This is a genomic window from Streptomyces sp. NPDC090088, assembly GCF_044747345.1.
Classification (GTDB): domain Bacteria; phylum Actinomycetota; class Actinomycetes; order Streptomycetales; family Streptomycetaceae; genus Streptomyces.
The window spans coordinates 1-17,854 of the sequence record NZ_JBIVDZ010000004.1; the positions used below are offsets into that span (position 1 = coordinate 1).

Sequence of the window (17,854 nt, forward strand, 5' to 3'; positions counted from 1 at the left end):
CAAGCCCTCGACCAACTCACCCAAACCTGCACCGCACAAGGCATCCGCGTCCGCCGCGTCCACGTCGACTACGCCTCCCACTCCCCCCAAGTCGACGCGTTCCACGAGGAGATCACCACCGCGCTGGCCGACATCCGCCCCCGACAGGCCACGCTCACCATGATCTCCACCGTGACGGGCGAACCCGTCCAGGGTCCCGAACTGGACGCCGCCTACTGGTACAAGAACCTCCGCCGCCCGGTGCTCTTCCACCAGGCCCTCACCCACCTCCTCGACACCGGACACCGCACCACCATCGAAACCAGCCCCCACCCCGTCCTCACCCCCGCCATCGAGGAGACGGAGATCGCCACGGCGCTCTACACGCTCCGTCGCGACCACGGCACCTCCGCCGACTTCACCACCGCCCTCGCCCAGGCCCACGTCACCGGCACCACCCCCACCTGGGCCGGCCAGACCCCCGGCCACCCCGTGCCTCTCCCCACCTATCCCTTCCAACACCAGCGCTACTGGCTGGAGTCGAGCCCGCTCGCCGCTCGTGAGCCGCAGCCCGTGGTCACCTCGGCAGCGGAGGACAGTGCTCCGCGGGACCGGTTCGCCGCGCTCTCGCCGTACGAGTTGCTCGACGAGATGCTGAACCTCGTCCGGCTGCACGCGGCCGTGGCGCTCGGGCACGACTCGCCGGAGCCGATCGTCCCCGAACGGACCTTCCAGGAGCTGGGCTTCGAGTCGCTGACGGCGGTCAACCTGCGGCGGCGGCTGGTCGCGGCGACCGGCTTCGAGCTGCCGGTGAGCGTGGCCTTCGACCATCCGACGCCCCTGTTGCTGGCCGAGCATCTCGCCGGGCTGGTGGGCGGCGGGAGCGACGACGGCCTGGCCGACGCGACGGACGACGAACTGTTCGCCCTGATCGACGCCGACGGCTCGCAGGAGGCGCGATGAGCGACGAGGCACGGCTGCGGGAGTACCTGCGCAAGGCCACGGCCGCGCTGCAGGAGGAGCGGCGGAAGGTGGGCGAGCTGGGTGAGCGGCTCGCCGAGGCGGAGCGGTCGCGCGGGCGGGATCCGGTCGTGGTGGTCGGGATGGGCTGCCGCTGGCCCGGGGGCATCGACACCCCGGAGGCACTGTGGCGGGCCCTGGTGGAGGAGCGGGACTGCCTGTCCCCGTTCCCCGCCGGGCGGGGCTGGGACGTCGAGGGCATGTACGACCCGGAGCCGGGGGTCCCGGGCCGGTGCAGCGTGCGGGAGGGCGGGTTCCTGGAGGCCGCCGGGGTGTTCGACGCGGAGTTCTTCGGTTACTCGCCGGAGGAGTCCGCGGGGACCGATCCCCAGCAGCGGCTGCTCCTGGAGACCGCGTGGGAGGCCGTGGAGAGCGCGGGGATCGATCCGTCGACGCTGTCCGGGTCGTCCACGGGCGTGTTCGTGGGCCTCACCCCGCAGGGGTACGCGGGGACGGACGGCGGGCGGGAGCGGCCGGAGGAGGGCACGGACTATCTGGCCGTCGGGACGCTGCCCAGTGCCGCGTCCGGCCGGGTCGCGTACGCCCTGGGGCTGCACGGCCCGGCGCTCACCGTCGACACCGCCTGTTCCTCCTCGCTCTCGGCGCTGCATCTGGCCCGGCGCTCGCTGCTGTCGGGAGAGTGCTCGCTGGCGCTGGCCGCCGGGGTGACCGTGATGGCCGTACCCGATGTGTTCCTGGAGCACAGCAGGCTGAGCGCGCTGGCCCGGGACGGGCGGACGAAGCCGTTCTCGGCCGAGGCCGACGGCGGCAACTGGGCCGAGGGCGTGGGGGTGTTGCTCCTTGAGCGGCTGTCGGACGCCGAGCGCGGCGGGCATCCGGTGCTGGCGGTGGTGCGTGGCTCGGCGGTGGGACAGAACGGCACCAGCAACGGCCTGGCCGTGCCCAACGGACCGGGGCAACGGCGGGTGATGGCACGGGCGTTGGCGGACGCCGGACTGTCGGGCGCGGACGTGGACTATGTCGAGGCGCACGGCACCGGCACCCCGCTGGGGGACGTGATGGAGGCGGAGGCGATGCTCGCCGTCTACGGCCGGGAGCGCCCGCCGGAGCGGCCGCTGCTGTTCGGGTCGGTCAAGTCCAACCTGGGCCATGCGCAGTCGGCGTCCGGGATGGCCGGGATCATGAAGGCGGTGCTCGCGCTCGGGTACGGCACGGTGCCCGCGACCCTCAACTGCGAGCCGCCGCTGGAGACCGTGGCGCGCAGCGGCGGGGCGCTGCGGCCGGTGCCGGCCGCCGTGCCGTGGCCGCGGACGGACCGGCCCGAACGGGCGGCCGTGACGGCGCTCGGCGCGGGCGGCACCAACGGGCATGTCGTCCTCGAAGCCCCCGCCCACCCGCCGTGGCCGGCGGACGCGCCCCCGGGATCACCGGATGTACGGCCGCTGCCCTGGCTGCTGTCCGCGAAGGACCCGGCAGCCCTGCGCCGGCAGGCCCGCAGACTCCTCGCCCACCTCGACGGGCACCCGGCGCGCTGGTCCGACGCGGACATCGCGTACTCCCTCGCGGTGACCCGCGGTGTCTTCGCGCACCGGGCGGCCGTGGTCGGGGCCGACCGGGGACAGTACCTCGCCGGGCTCCGGGCGCTGGCGGACGGCGAGCCGTCCCTGTGGGTGCGGTCGGGGGCCGCCCGCACCGGCCGGACGGCGCTGGTCTGCGCCGACCCCGGCCCGGCCGGCCTGCCCGCCTACGACCGGCTGCCCTGGGAGTGGCCGGCCTTCCGGGACGCCGTAGCCGATCTGGACGAGGCGCTCGTCCCGTACACCGACGGGCGGCCGCTGGCGAAGCTGCTGCCGGCGACGGGACCGGACGCGCCGGTGGCCGCGTTCGCGCTGCACGTGGCGTACGCCTGGCTGTGGCAGGCCTGCGGGGTGGGTCCGGCGGCGCTGCTCGGCGAGGGCCGGGCCGGGCGCTGGGCCGCCGCCCATCTGCGCGGCGACCGCACCCTGGGGGCGGCACTCGCCGGGCTCACGGGCGGCGACGCACCACCGGACGAGCCCGCCCCGGCGGGCCCGGACTCCGCACCGATCCGCCTGCCCGCCGCGCCGGGTGCCCAGCTCGATTCCTTCGCACACCAGTTGGCCGGCGCCTTCGTCTCCGGGGTCCGGCTCGACCGGGAGGCGGTCTTCGGCGGGCCCGGAGTGCGGCGGGTTCCGCTGCCGACCTATCCGTTCGCCGGGGCGCACCACTGGTACGCCCCGCCCACCGACCGCTCCCCCGAACAGAGGTGATCCGCCATGTCGTTGACCGACGCCGTCCTGTCCGGGGCCTCCCCCGGCGACCTGGAACGCGCCTCGCTGCCCGCGCACTTCACCGCCGCACATCTGCGGGTGGAGGACGAGGAGGTGTTCGGCGACGTCCCTGACAAGGACGTCCGCCGCACCCTGCGCGTCGGCGAGGTCCCGATGCCCGAACTCGCCCCGGACGAGGTGCTGGTCGCCGTCATGGCCAGCTCGATCAACTACAACACGGTGTGGTCGGCGAAGTTCGAGCCGCTGTCCACCTTCCGCTTCCTGCGCGCGTACGGCCGCGAGGGCGGCTGGGCGGCCCGGCACGATCGGCCGTTCCATGTGCTGGGTTCGGACGCGGCCGGGGTGGTCGTGCGGACGGGCACCGGGGTGCGGCGCTGGCGGATCGGCGACCACGTGATGGTCAACGCGGCCCGGGTGGACGACCAGGAGCCGGCCAACCAGGCGGACGGCATGCTGGGCGAGCACCAGCTGGCCTGGGGGTACGAGACGAACTACGGCGGACTCGCCCACTACGCGGTGGCGCGGGCCAGCCAGCTCATCCCCAAGCCCCCGCACCTGACCTGGGAGGAGGCGGCGACGATCCCCGCCTGCGCGGGCACCGCTTACCGCATGCTGGTCAGCGACCGGGGCGCCCGGATGAAGCAGGGCGACGTGGTGCTGATCTGGGGCGCCTCGGGCGGGCTCGGCGCCTACGCGGCGCAGCTGGTGAAGAACGGCGGCGGGATCGCGGTGGGCGTGGTCGGCTCGGAGGAGAAGGCGCGGGCCGCCCGGAAACTCGGCTGCGACGTCGTCGTGAACCGGCAGGACGTCGGCGTCGGCGACGACGAGGGCGACGATCCCGAGCTGACGCTCAAGGCCGGCAAGCGCATCGGGCGGATCGTCCGGGACGCGGTCGGTACGGACCCTGACATCGTGTTCGAGCATGTCGGCCGGTCCACGTTCGGTATCTCGGTGTTCGTGGTCAAGCGCGGCGGAACGGTCGTGACCTGCGGCTCCAGCACCGGTTACGTCCACCAGTTCGACAACCGCTATCTGTGGATGCGGCTCAAGCGCGTCCTCGGCAGCCATGTCGCCAACCTCCAGGAACAGGTCGAGTGCGCCCGGCTGTTCGCGCTCGGCGGGCTCGCCCCGGCGCTGTCCTCACTGTTCCCGCTGGACCGGGTCGGCGAGGCGACCCGGCTGGTGCAGCTCAACCGGCACATCGGCAAGGTCGGTGTGCTCTGTCTCGCCCCCGAGCCCGGCCTCGGCGTCACCGCACCGGGCCTGCGCGCCCGGATCGGTGAGGAGGCCCTGAACCCGCTGCGGGAGTTCGCGGCCGATCCGGCCACCCTCAGCTGACGTACACCCTTTATCCGGAAAGGCGGATCCCATGACCGACTCCACCCAGACGCTGCCCGTGCCGGAGGCCGTCGGCAAGCTGTACGACCGGCTCACCCTGACCGCGCTGAACGACGGCACGTTCAACCCCAACATCCACATCGGCTTCTGGGACACCCCCGACTCCACGGCCACCCTGGAGGAGGCGGTCGACCGGCTGACCGACGTGCTGATCGAGCGGCTGCTGGTGGACGACTCGGCGCACGTCCTCGACCTGGGCTGCGGGGTCGGCGGCCCCGGCATCCGGGTGGCGCGGCGGACGGGCGCCCGGGTCACCGGGATCAGCATCAGCCAGGAGCAGGTGAAGACCGCCAACCGGCTGGCCGCGGAGGCGGGCCTCGCCGACCGGGCGGAGTTCCGGCACGCCGACGCGATGAAACTCCCCTTCGAGGACGGCACGTTCGACGCCGTGATGGCCCTGGAGTCGATCATCCACATGCCCGACCGGGAGCAGGTGCTCACCGAGGTGGCGCGGGTGCTGCGGCCGGGCGGCCGGCTGGTGCTGACCGACGTGTTCGAGCGGGCGCCGAAGCAGGCGGTGCCCCACCCGTCCATCCAGAAGTTCTGCCGCAACTTCATGGTGACGCTCGCCGACGCCGACGACTACGTCGCCATGCTGCACCGGGCGGGCCTCAGGCTGCGCGGGCTGCTCGACATCACCGAGCACACCATGCAGCGCACCTTCACCGAACTGGCCCGCCCGAGCGCCGGCACCGAGCGCCCCGAGGCCCTCGGCCAGACCAACCTGCCGGATCTGTTCCGGCCGTCCGACATGGTGGGCGTCGACGAGTTCGGCTGCCTGCTGGTGGCGGCGGTACGCCCCTGACCGCAGGGGCGCCGCTCCCCCCGGCCGGCCGCCGGGCCCCCTCCCGGCGGCCGGCCGCGTGACCTCGGATCCACGACGGCACCGGTGGGCGCCGGGAACGCGTGCCTCGGCAGGCCGCGCTCACCGGCCCTGCCGGCGGATCCGCGCCTATCGCCGCCCCCTCCTCGTCCCACACGTCCCGCGCCCCTGGCCCCCGTACACCCCGTCCCCCGTCCGGCCCAACGCCGCTCAGCCAGAAGAGGCGGGCGCGCGTGACCGGTGTGACCGTGGTGGAAGGTATGGGCGCGCGCACGGATCCGAGGAGGCTGCATGGCCGAGGGACTGGTCGACGGCAGAGCGCCCCGCACTGCCCTGGCGGACGGCTTCGACCGGCCCGCGCCGACCTTCGAACAGATGAGCGCCGTCGCCGATGCCGTCCTCTACGAGGGCTACCTCCTCTACCCCTATCGGCGGTCCTCGCCGAAGAACCGTGCCCGCTGGCAGTTCGGGGTGCTGTTCCCCCGGGACTGGGTGGAGGCCGACGACCCGGTCAACCCGGGCGTGTCGGGTTCGGCGGACTCCTGGTACCAGCAGACCGAGTGCCTGCTGCGGGTACGACGGCCGGACGCGACCGTGCGGCTGCGCGTGCGGTATCTGCAGCTGCAGCACAAGCAGGTCGAGGACGCCGAGCGACGCCCGGTCGAGTCGCTGACCTGCGACGACGGCACGGTGCAGCTCACGTTCGAGGAGGCGGTGCCGCGCGAGGCCGACCTCGTGGTCCCCCTGGCCGAGGGTGTGCGCACGGTCCGGGTGAGCGCCCCGGCCGGTACCGGCGGCGAGCCGCTGCCCTGCGGCGGCGGGCGGGTCGTGCGCCGCCGGGAGGAGGTGCGGGCGAGCACCACGCTGGAGGCGGAGCGGCTCGGCGCGGACCTGTTCCGGATCCGGGTGCGCACCGCCAACGAGGGCCGTGCGGCGGATCCGCGCGCCCCCCGTGACCAGGCGCTCCGTCAGGCCCTCATCGCCACCCACACCCTGCTGGGCGCCGAGGGCGCGGAGTTCGTCTCCCTGATCGACCCGGGCCCGGCCCTCCAGGAGGCCGCCCGGAACTGCCACAACGACTTCACCTTCCCGGTGCTGGGCGGTCCGCCTCCCGCCGTCGCCCGCGAGGACGGCTCGGTGTCCGCCCTGCTGCTCTCCTCGCCGATCATCCTCCCCGACCATCCGCAGGTGGCGCCGGAGAGTCCGGGGGATCTGCACGACGCCGGTGAGATCGACGAGATCCTCACCCTGCGCACGATGCTGCTGACGGACGAGGAGAAGCGGGAGGCCCGGGCCACCGACGCGCGGGCCGCCGAGATCCTCGACCGGGTCGACACCATGCCGCCGGAGGTCTTCGGCCGGCTGCACGGAGCCATCCGCTCGCTCGGCCCCGCCGACCGTCCCGCTCCCGTCGACCGTCCCGCTCCCGCCGGGCGCCCCGCCTGGTGGCAGGAGGGCGCCGACGACGGGCTCTCCCCGGCCACCGACACGGTTCTCGTCGACGGTGTGCGGGTCGGCGGCGGCGCCCGGGTACGGCTGCGGCCGCGCGGCCGGGGTGCTGACGCCCAGGACATGTTCCTCGTCGGCCGCACCGCGACCGTGGCCGCCGTCTTCCACGACGTGGACGGCAGCACCCACCTCGCCGTCACCGTCGACGACGACCCGGCGGCCGAACTGCACGGCTGGTACGGCCGTTTCCACTACTTCCGGCCCGACGAAGTCGAGCCGCTCGGGGGCACCGACGTCCCGGATCCAGCGACGGCGGCCGAGCCGTCCCCGGGGCCCTCTCCATCGGAGGCCTAGCGCATGAGCACCCACAACGGCACCACCACCGCCGTCGGCGGCGAACCCGCCCGGACCGGCGAACACCAGGGGTTCGACGAGATCACCATCCTGTGGATCTCCGAGGGCATGAGCTGCGACGGCGACACCGTCTCCGTGACGGCGGCCGACCAGCCGTCCATCGAGGACCTGGTGCTCGGCCTGATCCCGGGGATGCCGAAGGTCAACCTGGTCAACAAGGTGCTCTCGCCGAGCCTGGGCGGCGAGGACTTCCTCGCCCCCTACCGGAAGGCGGCGCGGGGCGAACTGGAACCGTTCATCCTGGTCATCGAGGGCTCGATCCCGAACCAGAACATCATCGAGGGCGACGGCTACTGGACGTCCTTCGGCAACGACCCGGAGACCGGCCAGCCGCAGACCCTCAACGACTGGATCGACCAACTGGCGCCCAAGGCCTGGGCGGTGGTGGCCGTCGGCACCTGCGCCACCTTCGGCGGCATCCACGCCATGGCCGGCAACCCGACCGGCGCCATGGGTCTCGCGGACTACCTGGGCTGGGAGTTCAAGTCCCAGGGCGGGCTGCCGGTGGTGAACATCCCGGGCTGCCCGGTGCAGCCGGAGAACTTCATGGAGACCCTGGTCTGGGTGCTCTACCACGCCGCCGGCACCGCCCCGCCGCCCCCGCTGGACCACATGCTGCGCCCGCAGTGGCTGTTCGGCCGCACGGTCCACGAGGGCTGCGACCGCGCCGCCTACTACGAGCAGGCGACCTTCGCGGCGGACTACAACTCCCCCAAGTGCCTGGTGAAGACCGGCTGCTGGGGTCCGGTGGTGAACTGCAACGTGCCCAAGCGGGGCTGGATGGCCGGCATCGGCGGCTGCCCCAACGTCGGCGGCATCTGCATCGGCTGCACCATGCCGGGCTTCCCGGACGCGTTCATGCCGTTCATGGACGAGCCGCCCGGCGGCACCCTCTCCTCGCTCGCGATCAAGCCGTACGGGGCGGTCATCCGCCGGCTGCGCGGCTTCACCAACGAGCTGGTGAACCACGAACCCAAGTGGCGCCACAACAAGCGCAAGCTCACCAGCGGTTACGCCCCGCGCTGGCGCCCCTGACGCGCCACGGTCAGTCCCCCCACCCCCAGTCCCCCACAGCAAAGGTCAGCGAACGCCGATGACAACCGAGGCCCGGCAGAAGGGGCGCAAGCCCGCGCAGATCGTGGACATGTCCTGGGATCCGATCACCCGGATCATCGGAAACCTGGGCATCTACACGAAGATCGACTTCGCCAACCGGGAGGTGGTGGAGTGCCACAGCACCTCCTCCCTCTTCCGCGGCTACTCCGTCTTCATGAAGGGGAAGGACCCGCGCGACGCGGGGTTCATCACCTCCCGCATCTGCGGCATCTGCGGCGACAACCACACCACCTGCTCCGACTACGCCCAGCAGATGGCGTACGGCGTCAAGCCGCCGCCGCTCGCCGAGCACATCGTCAACCTCGGCGAAGCGGCCGAGTACATGTTCGACCACACGATCTTCCAGGACAACCTGGTCTTCGTGGACTTCTGCGAGCAGATGGTCAAGGCCACCAACCCGAGCGTGCTGGCCCGCGCGCAGAAGACGAACGCGCCGCGCGGTGACATCCACGGCTACCGGACCATCGCGGACATCATGAAGGCCTTCAACCCCTTCGAGGGCGAGGTCTACAAGGAGGCCCTGAAGGTCTCCCGGACCACCCGCGAGATGTTCTGCCTGATGGAGGGCCGCCATGTGCACCCCTCCACGCTCTATCCGGGCGGTGTCGGCACCATGCCGTCGCCGACCGCGTTCACCGACTACCTCAGCCGGCTGATGCACGTCATCGACTTCGTGAAGAAGGCCGTCGCCATGAACGACGACGTCTTCGACTTCTTCTACGAGGCGCTGCCCGGCTACGAGGAGGTCGGCAAGCGCCGCATCCTGCTCGGCTGCTGGGGTGCCTGGCAGGACCCGAAGGTGGTCGACTACAAGTACGAGAACATGGACCGCTGGGGCAAGGCCATGTACGTCACCCCGGGCATCATCGTCGACGGCAAGCTGGTCACCAACAACCTCGTCGACATCAACCTCGGCCTCAGGATCATGCTGGGCTCCTCGTTCTACGAGGACTGGGTCAACGAGGACCCGTTCGTCACCCACGACCCGCTCGGCAACCCGGTCGACATGCGCCACCCGTGGAACCAGACGACCCTCCCGGTGCCGCAGAAGCGGGACTTCGAGGGCAACTACAGCTGGGTGATGAGCCCCCGCTGGTTCGACCAGCGCACCGGCGACCACCTCGCCCTGGACACCGGCGGCGGCCCGCTGGCCCGGCTCTGGTCGACCGCGCTGAGCGGCCTCGTCGACACGCCGTACATCAAGGCCACCGGGCACAGCGTGCGCATCTCGCTGCCCAAGGGCGAGACGCTGCCGGAGACCACGCTGGAGTGGAAGATCCCGAAGTGGTCCAACACCCTCGAACGGGACCGCGCCCGGCCGTACTTCGTCGCCTACGCGGCGGCCATGGCCCTGCAGTTCCTGGACGAGGCGATGGGCCTGGTCCGGTCCGGCGACACCAAGGTGTTCGAGGACTTCGAGGTGCCGGACGAGGCGATCGGCTGCGGCTTCCACGAGGCCGTGCGCGGGGTCCTCTCCCACCACCTGGTGATCAAGGACAAGAAGATCGCCAACTACCACCCGTACCCGCCGACCCCGTGGAACGCCAGCCCCCGCGACAAGTTCGGCACCCCCGGCCCCTACGAGGACGCCGTCATGAACCAGCCGATCTTCGAGGAGAACGGCCCGGACGACTTCAAGGGCGTCGACATCATGCGCACGGTCCGCAGCTTCGACCCCTGTCTGCCGTGCGGTGTCCACATGTACACGGGCAAGGGCAAGACCCTGACGGTCACGCACTCGCCGACGTACGGGGCGAACCATGGCTGAGGGCCGGCTCGACGGCCCGGCGGTCGAGGCCAGGCTGGCCCGTCTGGACTCGCTCCTTGAGGGCCTGGAGTCCGTTCCGGGCCCGGCCGGCGGCAAGGCGGTCGAGGCGGTGCGGCTGCTGACCGAGGTCTACGGCGAGGCGCTGGCCCGGGTCCTCGACCGGGCGGACGCACCGCTGGCCGACCGCCTGGCCGACGACGAGCTGCTCGACCACCTGCTGGTCCTGCACGACATCCACCCCGACTCCCCCGAGCGCCGGGCCGCCCGCGCGGTCGAGCGGCTGCGCCCGGCGGTTCAGGAGCGCGGCGGCGACGTCGAGTGGGCCGGGGTGGAGGGCGAGGTGGGCCGGGTGCGGCTGGCCACCGGCAGCGGTTGCGGCTCCGGGTGCGGCGGAGGTACCACGGAGGTGGCCGACGCGGTCCGGGAGGCGGTGCTCGCCGCGGCCCCCGAGCTGTCCGACGTGCAGCCGCTGCCGCAGGCTCCGGCGCCCGCCTTCGTCCCGCTGGACTCCCTGCGCCGGCCACAGGAGGCCCGGTGACCACCGACGGAGCCCTGGCCCGCCTCATCCGTTCCGCGGCCGACCACCGGCCGGCCGCGGCGGCGGAGGTGTGCGACCTGTGCGCCGCCCCGGTCTCCGCCGACCACTCACATCTGTACGACACCGGGCAGGCGGAGGTCCGCTGCGCCTGCCGGCCCTGCTCGGTGCTGTTCGCGGAGACCCCCCGGGGCGAGGGCCACTTCCGGCTGATCCCCACCCGCCGGGTCCGCCTCCCGAAGGTCGACACCGCGGCCCTCGGGGTCCCGGTCGGCCTGGTCTTCTTCGTACCGCGCACCGACGGCTCGGTCACCGCGGAGGGGCCGAGCCCGGCGGGGGCCATGCGCTGGCAGGTGGACGCGGCGGCCTGGCAGCGGGCGGTCGCGGGCTGCCCGCCGCTGGCCGGCATGACCCCCGATGTCGAGGCGCTGCTGGTCAACACGGTCCACGGCCTGGACCACCACTGGATCGTCCCGGTCGACGACTGCTTCCGCATGCTCGCGGTGGTCCGCCGGGAATGGCGCGGGCTCTCCGGCGGCGGCCGGATGTGGCCGGCCGTGGAGCGTTTCTTCGAGGAACTCACCGAGCGGCCCTGAGCCGAACGGCCTCGACGAACGGCAACACCGGAAGGAGAAACCGCATGGGCAACATCAGAGTGGGCCGAGCCCAGGCAAGGCCCGACACACCGTCCCACGTGCCCGGCATACACCAGGGCAACGAGGGGCCGTACAAGAAGCAGACCGGACACCACCAGGACGGCACCGCCGACGCGCGGCGCTCGACCAACATCGACTGGAAACGTCATGACGTCCTCCTGGACGTCATGCCGAACATCCCGCCGGGATGACACAGATCAGGGAGTTCCCCGGATGTTGATCCAACGGAAAAGAGCAGGAACGACGGCTCAGCGCGTGCTGACCGCCGAGGTCGCCGTGGTCAGCGCGCTGGTCCTGGCGCTGGCCGTCAGCCAGCTGCCCAGCCTCGTGCGTGAGCTGAAGATCTGGCGCATCGCCGGTGGCCTGCGCGCGGGCAACCGGTATCCGTGAGTCCGGCGTGCACGAACTGTCGATCGCGACCGCGATCGTGGAGCAGGCCGACGAGTGGGCCCGGACGGACGGGGCGGACACCGTGTCGACGGTGTCCGTCCGGGTCGGCGAGCTGTCGGGGGTCGTACCTGACGCGCTGGACTTCGCCTTCGAGATGGCCCGGGACGGCACCGCCCTGGCCGGCGCCCGGCTCGTGGTCGAGCAGGTGACCGCGCGGGCCTGGTGCGATCCCTGCGGCGAGGAGTTCGCCGTGGGCATGCCGCCGTTCTTCTGGTGCCCACGCTGCGACCGGCCCTCCACCGAGCTGCGCAGCGGCCGGGAGCTGGAGATCACCGCGGTCGAGTGACCCCGCGGGTGCCGGCCGGCACCCGCGGGGTCCGCGCGCTCCGCTCAGCAGATCCGGGGCAGCTGCTCCCCGAGCGGCATGTCGACGACGCGGGTGCCGCCCAGGCCGGTGGCGGCCACGACCATCCCGGGGTGCTCCGTCACGCACGTGCCGATGCGGGCCGCGCCCGCCCCCTGCGGATGGGCGCGCATGGCGTCAAGCACGGCCTCGGCCTCCGTCGGCGGGACGAAGGCCACCAGGCGGCCCTCGTTGGCGACGTAGAGCGGGTCGAGCCCGAGGAAGCCGCAGGCGTTGGCGACGGCGTCCGGCACCGGGATCGCCCGCTCGTCGAGCCGCACCCCCGTTCCCGAGGCGCGGGCGATCTCGTTCAGCGAGGCGGCGAGGCCGCCGCGCGTCGGGTCGCGCAGGACGTGGACGTCCGGGGTGACGTCCAGCATGGTGGCCACCAGGTCGGCCAGCGGCGCGGTGTCGCTGGCGATCTCGACGCCGAACTCCAGCCCCTCGCGCACGCTCAGCACGGCGACCCCGTGCAGTCCGATCGGCCCGCTGACGATCACGGCGTCCCCGGGCCGGGCCCGCTGCGGCCGGATGTCGACCCGCTCGGGGACCAGGCCGACCCCGGCGGTGGTGACGTACACGCCGTCCCCGTGTCCGGCCTCGACCACCTTGGTGTCGCCGGTGGCGATGGTGACCCCGGCGGTCTCGGCCGCCGCCCCCATGGCCCGCGCGACGCGCTCGACGACGGCCAGCTCCACGCCCTCCTCCAGGACGAACGCGGCGGAGAGGTAGGCGGGCCGGGCGCCGCTCATCGCCAGGTCGTTGACCGTGCCGTTGACGGCGAGGTCGCCGAGGCAGCCGCCGGGGAAGAAGAGCGGCCGTACGACGTAGGAGTCGGTGGAGAGGGCGAGCCGGGCGCCGCCGAGGTGCAGGACGGCCGAGTCGGTCATCCCGGCGAGGAGGGCGTTGCCGTAGGCGGGGGTGAAGACCTGCTCGATCAGTTCGGCGGAGAGGGCGCCCCCGCCGCCGTGGCCCATCACCACGACCGGCTGGTCGCGGATCGGTGCCGGACACATCCAGTTCGCGGGGTCGACGACGGTCTGCTCAGCCAACGGAGTTCATCTCCTCGCGCGGGGGGGCCGGTTCGGACATCCGGCGGTAGAGGTAGTAGGCGGCGCAGGCGCCCTCGCTGGAGACCATGGTGGCGCCGAGCGGGGTGCGCGGGGTGCAGGTGGTGCCGAAGGCCGCGCAGTCGGTGGGCTTGATCAGTCCCTGGAGCACCTCGCCGGCCCGGCACTCGGCCGGTTCCTCGGTGCGGATGCCGGTGACGTCGAAGCGGTGCTCGGCGTCGTGGTCCCGGTAGGCCTCGCTGAGCCGCCAGCCGCTGGCGGGGATGCGGCCGATGCCCCGCCAGTTGCGGTCGGTGACCTCGAAGACCTCCTCGATCATGGCGATCGCGGCCGGGTTGCCGTCCGGCCGGACGGCCCGGGCGTAGGCGTTCTCCACCCGGTGCTCGCCGCGCTCCAGCTGGCCCACCGTGCGGCGGATGCCCTCCAGGATGTCGAGCGGTTCGAACCCGGTGACGACGATGGGGACGCGGTGCCGTTCGGCCAGTTCCGGGTACTCGGCCATGCCCATCACGCTGCACACGTGCCCGGCGGCCAGGAAGCCCTGCACCCGGCAGGCGGGGGCGGTCATGATGGCCTCGACGGCCGGGGGGACCCGGACGTGGGAGACCAGCAGGGTGAAGTTGGTCAGGCCCAGGCGCCTGGCCTGGTGGACGGCCATGGCGTTGGCTGGGGCGGTGGTCTCGAAGCCGATGGCGAAGAAGACCACCTGCTTGTCCGGGTGGCGCCGGGCGAGCTGGAGCGCGTCGAGCGGTGAGTAGACGACTCGGACGTCGCCGCCCTCGCCCTTGACCCGGAACAGGTCCCGGTCGGTGCCGGGGACCCGGAGCATGTCGCCGAAGGAGCAGAAGATGACGTCGGGGCGGGCGGCGATCTCCAGCGCCTTGTCGATGCACTCCAGCGGGGTCACACAGACCGGGCAGCCGGGTCCGTGGATCAACTCGACCTCTTCGGGCAGGAGTTGGTCGATGCCGTGCCGGATGATCGAGTGGGTCTGGCCGCCGCACACCTCCATCAGGGCCCAGGGCCGGGTGACGGTGGCCCGGATGTCGTCGAGCAGCCGGCGGGCCAGCTGGGGATCGTTGAACTCGTCGAGGTACTTCACCGGGGCTCGCTCCCCTCGGTCTCCGGGGCGGCCTGCCGGGCCGCCTGCTGCCAGGCGTCACCGAACTCCTCTTCCAGGAGCCCCAGTTCCTCGAAGAGCTTGAGGGAGGCCAGGGCCGACTCCTCGTCGAGTCGCTGCAGGGCGAAGCCCACGTGGACGATGACGTACTCCCCCACCCGCACGTCGGAGACGTACTCCAGGCACGCCTGCTTCTGCACTCCGCCGAAGTCGATCAGGCCGGTGAGCGGATCGGCCGTGTCGTCGATGCTCACGACTCTGCCGGGCACTGCCAAACACATGGGTCACTCCGTCTCGTCGCTGAACCGGGTACGTCGGTCGTGGTCGGGTCGGTCGTGGTCGGGACGCTCGTGGGCCGCGACCACCAGCTGCCCGAGGGCCAGGCCGCCGTCGTTGGGCGGGACCTCGCCGTGCAGCAGGACCGTGAATCCGTCGGCGCCCAGCAGGTCCGTACTCGCGCCCTCCAGCAGGGCGTTGGCGAAGACGCCCCCGGTGAGGGCGACGGTGGTCAGGCCGGTGGCCCGGCGGGCGGCGCGGCAGACGTCCAGGACCGCCCGGGCCACACCGCGGTGGAAGCGGGCCGCGATCACCGGCACCGGGACGCCCTGGCGCCGGTCGGTGACGATCGCGTGCAGCGCGGGGGCCGGGTCGAAGCGGTCGCCGAAGCGGTACGCGGCCTGGTCGGCGTCCCAGGCCAGGCGGGCCTGCGCCTCCAGTTCCAGGGCGGCCTGGGCCTCGTAGCCGACGCGGTGGCAGACGCCCGCGAGGGAGGACACGGCGTCGAAGAGCCGGCCCATGCTGGAGGTGGCGACGCAGCCGACCTGGCTGGGCAACTGCCGTGCCAGCAGTCTGAGTTCCTCGCGGGAGCAGGCGGCGACGCTGGGCAGGTCCGGGTCCCAGGGCAGTCCGGCCGCCCACAGCCGGGCCAGTGCCGTCCGGCAGGGGTTGGCCACGCCCGCGTCCCCGCCGGGCAGCGGGGCCGGGGCGAGGTGGGCGAGGCGCCGGTAACCGGTGTAGTCGGCGACGAGCACCTCGCCGCCCCAGACGGTGCCGTCGTCGCCGTAGCCGGTGCCGTCGAAGGCGACGCCGATGACGGGGGCGGTACCGTCCAGGCCCGCCTCGGCCATCGCGGCGGCGATGTGGGCGTGGTGGTGCTGGACGAACACCGGTTTCCGCACGGGGAGTCGGGCGGCGCGGCGGCGGGCCCAGGCGGCGGAGTGGTAGCCGGGGTGGCGGTCGGCGGCGACGAGTTCCGGGTGGACTCCGGTCAGCCGGTGCAGATGCCGTTCGGCCCGGACCGCGGCCTCCAGGGTGGCCAGGTCGCCCATGTCGCCGATGTGCGGACCGAACCAGGCCAGGTCGCCCTCGCCGACGCACAGCGCGTTCTTCAGGTCGCCGCCGACCGCCAGCGCGGGCCGCACCGGGACGGGCAGCCGCAGCGGGCGCGGGGCATAGCCGCGGGAGCGGCGCAGGACCTGTTCGGTGCCGTCGGCACGGACCCGCAGCAGGGAGTCGTCGCAGGGCGAGGCGATGGGCCGGTCGTGGGCGAGCCAGGCGTCGGCCAGTCCGAACAGCCGGGTCAGCGCCTCGTCGTCGTCCGTGACGATGGGCTCGCCGGAGCGGTTGCCGCTGGTCATGACGAGGACGCGGGGGCCCGGCGGGTCGCCGGGGAGGCCGAACAGGAGGGTGTGGACGGGGGTGTAGGGCAGCATCACGCCGAGGTGCGGGCTGCCGGGGCAGACGCCGGGAGCCAGCCGCACTCCGTGGCGGGGGCGGAGCAGGACGATGGGCCGCCGGGGGCCGGCGAGCGCCGTCCGCTCCGCCGTCCCGACCACGGCGATCCGCTCGGCCTGGGCTAGGTCCGCGCACATCACCGCGAACGGCTTGTCGCCGCGCGCCTTGCGGGTCCGCAGGGTGTCGACGGCCCGCGCGTGGGAGGCGTCGCAGGCCAGGTGGTAGCCGCCGATGCCCTTCACGGCGACGATCCGCCCGGCGGCGAGCAGTTCCCGCGCCCGGGCCAGGGCGTCGCCGTCGCGAGCGGCCCGCACCCCGCTGCCCGCGGCGGGCACCAGCCGCAGCCGGGGTCCGCAGTCGGGGCAGGCGACGGGCTGGGCGTGGAAGCGCCGGTCGGCGGGGGCGTCGTACTCGCGGGCGCAGCTCGGGCACAGAGGGAAGCCGGACATCGTGGTGACCGCGCGGTCGTACGGCATGCCGGTGGCGATGGTGAAGCGGGGTCCGCAGTGGGTGCAGGTGATGAAGGGGTGCCGGTGCCGGCGGTCGGCGGGGTCGGCCAGCTCGCGCAGGCAGTCGGGGCAGGTCGCGGTGTCGGGCGGGAGGAGCGCGCGGCCCGGGGCCGACTCCTCGGTGGCGCGGATGGTGAATCCGCCGTCCGCCCCGGTGGCGGGTACCTCCTCGACGCCCACGGCGGTGACGGTGGCCAGCGGCGGCGGCTCGTCCGCGAGCCGCTCGCAGAACCGCTCCACCCCGGCCGGCTCCCCCTCCACCTCGATGAGCACGCCGCTCGCGGTGTTGCCGACGAACCCGGCGAGGGCCAGGTCGGCGGCGAGGCGGTGGACGTACGGGCGGAAGCCCACGCCCTGCACGGTGCCGCGCACCGTGATGCGCCGGCGGACGGTGGTCGCCGTGGTGGGGGCCGTCACGAGGCGGTCGGGGCGTGGACGTGACCGTGCGGGTGCGGGGCGAGGGGCGGCCGGTGGACGGGGGCACCGTCCCGTACGGCGAGCACCCGGTCGAGGACGGTGTCGACTCCCTCGCCGGTGCGGGCGCAGGTGGACACGATCTCCACTCCGGGGTTGACCCGCCGTACCTGCTCGGCGAAGGCGGTCCCGTCGAAGCCGGCCGGTCCGGCGAGGTCGGTCTTGGTGAGGACGACCAGGTGCGCGGAGCCGAAGGCGGTGGGGTACTTGGCGGGCTTGTCCTCGCCCTCGGTGACCGCCATCAGCACGATCCGCAGGTGTTCGCCGAGGTCGTAGGAGGCCGGGCAGACCAGGTTGCCGACGTTCTCCACGAACAGCAGCGCGGTGTCCGCGGGCAGCCAGCCCTCCAGATGGCCGCGGACCTGCCGGGCCTCCAGGTGGCACAGCCCGTCGGTCAGCAGCTGCTTGACCGGCGCGCCCGACCGGGCCAGCCGCCGGGCGTCGTTCTCGGTGGCCAGGTCGGCGGTGAAGGCGGCGACGGGGACGTCCCGTTCCCCGGCCCGGGCCAGTACCCGGCCGAGCAGTTCGGTCTTGCCGCTGCCGGGGCTGGAGAGCAGGTTCACCACGCTCACCCCGCGCGCGGCCAGGTCCTCGCGCAGGCTGGCGGCGAGGCCGTCGTTCCTGGCCAGGACGGCCCGGGTGACCTCCTCCGACTGACACATGGGTGCTCCTCGGTCGCTTCGGCTGGGGAAGGACCGGTGGCACGGGTGGGTCCTCGTCCTGGTC

The 17,854-nt window shown here is 73.2% G+C and carries 17 protein-coding genes; 12 read left to right on the top strand and 5 right to left on the bottom strand.

Annotation, left to right across the window (positions count from 1 at the left end):
- From ACIPSJ_RS20300 to hypA, 12 genes are all read left to right on the top strand, one after another.
- A partial coding sequence (locus tag ACIPSJ_RS20300) for an acyltransferase domain-containing protein (RefSeq protein ID WP_401347462.1) occupies nt 1–942 on the top strand: 942 nt, incomplete at its 5' end.
- Entirely contained in the window at nt 939–3,248 is a 2,310-nt protein-coding gene (locus tag ACIPSJ_RS20305) for a type I polyketide synthase (protein ID WP_401347465.1), read from the top strand. The genes ACIPSJ_RS20300 and ACIPSJ_RS20305, both read left to right, overlap by 4 nt.
- 6 nt (nt 3,249–3,254) lie before the next feature.
- Nucleotides 3,255–4,607, top strand: a complete 1,353-nt coding sequence (gene ccrA, locus ACIPSJ_RS20310) for a crotonyl-CoA carboxylase/reductase (protein ID WP_401347468.1) — start codon at nt 3,255–3,257, stop codon at nt 4,605–4,607.
- Nucleotides 4,608–4,638: 31 nt separating this feature from the next.
- Nucleotides 4,639–5,472, top strand: coding sequence for a methyltransferase domain-containing protein (locus tag ACIPSJ_RS20315; RefSeq protein WP_359227073.1), 834 nt, complete (start codon nt 4,639–4,641; stop codon nt 5,470–5,472).
- A gap of 309 nt (nt 5,473–5,781) precedes the next feature.
- Nucleotides 5,782–7,293, top strand: coding sequence for a hypothetical protein (locus tag ACIPSJ_RS20320; protein ID WP_401347471.1), 1,512 nt, complete (start codon nt 5,782–5,784; stop codon nt 7,291–7,293).
- A 3-nt stretch (nt 7,294–7,296) separates the two neighbouring features.
- Nucleotides 7,297–8,388: a hydrogenase expression protein HypE gene (locus ACIPSJ_RS20325; RefSeq protein WP_355729381.1), complete on the top strand. Its 1,092-nt coding sequence runs from the start codon at nt 7,297–7,299 to the stop codon at nt 8,386–8,388.
- Nucleotides 8,389–8,446: 58 nt separating this feature from the next.
- Entirely contained in the window at nt 8,447–10,237 is a 1,791-nt protein-coding gene (locus ACIPSJ_RS20330; RefSeq protein ID WP_401347473.1) for a nickel-dependent hydrogenase large subunit, read from the top strand.
- A complete protein-coding gene (locus tag ACIPSJ_RS20335) occupies nt 10,230–10,775 on the top strand; it encodes a NifU family protein (RefSeq protein ID WP_401347476.1) in 546 nt (181 codons plus the stop codon). The genes ACIPSJ_RS20330 and ACIPSJ_RS20335 overlap by 8 nt, the downstream gene beginning before the upstream one ends.
- Complete coding sequence (locus ACIPSJ_RS20340; protein WP_355729387.1) at nt 10,772–11,368, top strand: DUF5947 family protein; 597 nt, start codon at nt 10,772–10,774, stop codon at nt 11,366–11,368. Before ACIPSJ_RS20335 ends, ACIPSJ_RS20340 begins: the two co-directional genes overlap by 4 nt.
- Before the next feature lie 44 nt (nt 11,369–11,412).
- A complete protein-coding gene (locus tag ACIPSJ_RS20345; RefSeq protein WP_355729389.1) occupies nt 11,413–11,619 on the top strand; it encodes a hypothetical protein in 207 nt (68 codons plus the stop codon).
- Nucleotides 11,620–11,641: 22 nt separating this feature from the next.
- Complete coding sequence (locus ACIPSJ_RS20350) at nt 11,642–11,818, top strand: hypothetical protein (protein ID WP_355729391.1); 177 nt, start codon at nt 11,642–11,644, stop codon at nt 11,816–11,818.
- A 7-nt stretch (nt 11,819–11,825) separates the two neighbouring features.
- Entirely contained in the window at nt 11,826–12,164 is a 339-nt protein-coding gene (gene hypA, locus ACIPSJ_RS20355) for a hydrogenase maturation nickel metallochaperone HypA (protein WP_359227306.1), read from the top strand.
- Between the two features lie 44 nt (nt 12,165–12,208).
- On the opposite strand, the gene hypE is transcribed toward hypA, so the two are convergent.
- From hypE to hypB, 5 genes are read right to left on the bottom strand one after another with little or no spacing between them, the layout of a single operon-like run.
- The gene (gene hypE, locus ACIPSJ_RS20360; RefSeq protein WP_359223951.1) at nt 12,209–13,237 is read right to left on the bottom strand and encodes a hydrogenase expression/formation protein HypE; all 1,029 of its coding nucleotides are present in this window, start codon (nt 13,235–13,237) and stop codon (nt 12,209–12,211) included.
- 28 nt (nt 13,238–13,265) lie between these two features.
- A complete protein-coding gene (hypD, locus tag ACIPSJ_RS20365) occupies nt 13,266–14,393 on the bottom strand; it encodes a hydrogenase formation protein HypD (RefSeq protein ID WP_401347479.1) in 1,128 nt (375 codons plus the stop codon).
- A complete protein-coding gene (locus ACIPSJ_RS20370; protein WP_359223946.1) occupies nt 14,390–14,692 on the bottom strand; it encodes a HypC/HybG/HupF family hydrogenase formation chaperone in 303 nt (100 codons plus the stop codon). The genes hypD and ACIPSJ_RS20370 overlap by 4 nt, the downstream gene beginning before the upstream one ends.
- A 3-nt stretch (nt 14,693–14,695) precedes the next feature.
- Nucleotides 14,696–17,071: a carbamoyltransferase HypF gene (hypF, locus tag ACIPSJ_RS20375; protein WP_401347481.1), complete on the bottom strand. Its 2,376-nt coding sequence runs from the start codon at nt 17,069–17,071 to the stop codon at nt 14,696–14,698.
- The gene (gene hypB, locus ACIPSJ_RS20380) at nt 17,068–17,790 is read right to left on the bottom strand and encodes a hydrogenase nickel incorporation protein HypB (protein ID WP_401347483.1); all 723 of its coding nucleotides are present in this window, start codon (nt 17,788–17,790) and stop codon (nt 17,068–17,070) included. The genes hypF and hypB overlap by 4 nt, the downstream gene beginning before the upstream one ends.
- Between the last annotated feature and the right edge of the window lie 64 nt (nt 17,791–17,854).

Coding starts and splice junctions, on each gene's coding strand:
- ACIPSJ_RS20330 (WP_401347473.1), top strand. CDS start 8,447: ATGACAACCGAGGCCCGGCAGAAGGGGCGCAAGCCCGCGCAGATCGTG.
- ACIPSJ_RS20345 (WP_355729389.1), top strand. CDS start 11,413: ATGGGCAACATCAGAGTGGGCCGAGCCCAGGCAAGGCCCGACACACCG.
- ACIPSJ_RS20350 (WP_355729391.1), top strand. CDS start 11,642: ATGTTGATCCAACGGAAAAGAGCAGGAACGACGGCTCAGCGCGTGCTG.
- ACIPSJ_RS20325 (WP_355729381.1), top strand. CDS start 7,297: ATGAGCACCCACAACGGCACCACCACCGCCGTCGGCGGCGAACCCGCC.
- ACIPSJ_RS20335 (WP_401347476.1), top strand. CDS start 10,230: ATGGCTGAGGGCCGGCTCGACGGCCCGGCGGTCGAGGCCAGGCTGGCC.
- ccrA (WP_401347468.1), top strand. CDS start 3,255: ATGTCGTTGACCGACGCCGTCCTGTCCGGGGCCTCCCCCGGCGACCTG.
- hypB (WP_401347483.1), bottom strand. CDS start 17,790: ATGTGTCAGTCGGAGGAGGTCACCCGGGCCGTCCTGGCCAGGAACGAC.
- ACIPSJ_RS20315 (WP_359227073.1), top strand. CDS start 4,639: ATGACCGACTCCACCCAGACGCTGCCCGTGCCGGAGGCCGTCGGCAAG.
- ACIPSJ_RS20305 (WP_401347465.1), top strand. CDS start 939: ATGAGCGACGAGGCACGGCTGCGGGAGTACCTGCGCAAGGCCACGGCC.
- ACIPSJ_RS20370 (WP_359223946.1), bottom strand. CDS start 14,692: ATGTGTTTGGCAGTGCCCGGCAGAGTCGTGAGCATCGACGACACGGCC.
- hypE (WP_359223951.1), bottom strand. CDS start 13,237: ATGTGTCCGGCACCGATCCGCGACCAGCCGGTCGTGGTGATGGGCCAC.
- ACIPSJ_RS20320 (WP_401347471.1), top strand. CDS start 5,782: ATGGCCGAGGGACTGGTCGACGGCAGAGCGCCCCGCACTGCCCTGGCG.